Source organism: Dietzia sp. B19 (assembly GCF_014145155.1).
Lineage (GTDB): Bacteria > Actinomycetota > Actinomycetes > Mycobacteriales > Mycobacteriaceae > Dietzia > Dietzia natronolimnaea.
On sequence record NZ_JAALED010000447.1, the window covers coordinates 1 to 1,896 of the forward strand.

The 1,896-nt window shown below is 70.2% G+C and carries 2 protein-coding genes; one reads left to right on the forward strand and one right to left on the reverse strand.

The window, feature by feature from the left end:
- Positions 1-111 precede the first annotated feature (111 nt).
- The gene (locus G6020_RS12555) at positions 112-702 is read right to left on the reverse strand and encodes a flavin reductase family protein (protein ID WP_182610852.1); all 591 of its coding nucleotides are present in this window, start codon (positions 700-702) and stop codon (positions 112-114) included.
- A gap of 114 nt (positions 703-816) precedes the next feature.
- On the opposite strand from G6020_RS12555, the gene G6020_RS12560 reads away from it, so the two are divergent.
- The coding region (locus G6020_RS12560; RefSeq protein ID WP_241732695.1) for a wax ester/triacylglycerol synthase domain-containing protein at positions 817-1,896 on the forward strand (1,080 nt) is incomplete at its 3' end.

Below are 1,896 nucleotides of genomic sequence, written 5' to 3' on the forward strand. Positions count from 1 at the left end.
GGGCGGCTACCGAGGAGTCGCACAGGCGCGCGAGCGAGACGTCAGGCGCGGGAGCGCCTGCAGGTCGCCGCGAACCGAGGGCCGGGGGCTGGCGGCGGGTCTCGACTCCGCCTACTTCCTCGGCCTGGGCAGCTCCCTCGTCCGCGGCGCCAGTCCCCACTGGTGGCGGCCCAGCCGGGAGGGCGGGAGCAGTGCGTCGAAGTCGGGGAGCCCGTCGTCCGCCAGGACATCACCGGAGATCGCCACTCTCACTACGCGGCCCAGGAGCATCGCACTGGTGCCGAGGTCGATCACGTCATGGCGCACGCACTCGAACGCGATCGGCGCCTCGGCCACCCGCGGCGCCGACACCACCTCGGAGGGCTCGGCGGTCAGGCCGGAGAGGACGAACTCGTCGACCTCCGGGCCGACCGGGGCCGAGGTGGCGTTGATGAGCTCCATCAGCGACTCGGTGCCGATGTTCACCACGAACTCCCCGGTCTCGACCACGTTGCGGTACGTGTCCTTGCGGCCGATCGAGGTGACCGAGAGGATCGCGGGGTCGGCGCAGGCCACGGTGAAGAACGAATACGGCGCGAGGTTCGACACCCCGTCGGCGGAGACGCTCGAGACCCAGGCGATGGGCCGGGGAGTGACCGACGCCGTGAGCAGGGCGTACAAGCCCTTGGCCGGGGGATCGTCCGGTGTGTGGATGGTGCGCATCTCGCCATTGTCCCGCCGTCTCGGGGGGAGTGACGTGATCCCGGTCACAGCTGCTCTAGCCTGGGGCGGCGAGTACATGACGGTGAGCGGGGCGGGCGAGAGGGGCCGGGGACGATGACGGAGACGAGAGTCCGGATCCCACTGCGGGATCAGCTGTGGCTGATGATGGATCGCCCGGACAACCTCATGTACATCAACTCGGTGATGTGGTTCTCGGAGATCCCCGACTGGGACGCGGTCACCGAGGCCATCGCCACCCGGATGGTCGAACCCCACCCGGTGTTCCGTCGGGTCCCGGTCCGTGAGGGCAGGCGGTGGTACTGGCAGGACGATCCCGATTTCGACATCTCCCGCCATCTGGTCCGACGGCGCCTTCCCTCGCCGGGCGGGCGCGCCGAGGCGGAGGCGCACGTCGCCGAGCAGATGGGGCTGCAACTCCCCGACGACCGCCCCATCTGGCGCGCCGAGTTCATCGAGGGCTACCACGGTCACGGTGGCGACCGGGAGGGGGCGCTCCTGTTGTTCCGCGTCCAGCACGGGATGGTCGACGGGATCCGCTTGACCCAGCTGGTCCTGGGGTTGTGCGACCGCGACGACGACGACCCGCTGCCCAACGTGGGTCGGGAGCTGTCCTCATCGGGCGGCGGTGTCCTGGGCGCGGTGGGCCAGGCCGGGGCAGGGCTGGCCAAGGACACGCTCGGCATCGCCCGCGGCCTCGCGGGCGCCACGATCAGATTCCCCGTGACGATGGCGCGACTGACCAGGGACGTGGTGGCCCCGGGCGGGGAGCTGTCCCGGGTGCCCACGCGTGTCGTGGAATCCCTCGCCGACACCATCGATCCCACCAACATGACGACCAACACCTACCGCTCGGTTTTCCGCCTGCTGTTCGAGCCCCGTTCCCCCGAGCTGTCGTGGAGTGGCCACGCCCACGCCCGGAAGAAGGTCTCCTGGGTCACCGGGGTGGACCTCGCGGCCGTCAAGAGGGTGGCGGCGGAGCACGACACCACCGTCACCTCGGTGATGATCGCCGCGGTGTCCAAGGCGCTCACCCGGTACCTCGACGCCCGCGGTGACCGACGGGTCTCCGACATCAACCTCATGGTGCCGGTCTCGCTGACACCGAGCACCGACGACCTCCCGGAGGAGCTGGGCAACCACATCACTCTCATCCTCATGCGCCTGCCGCTGGGG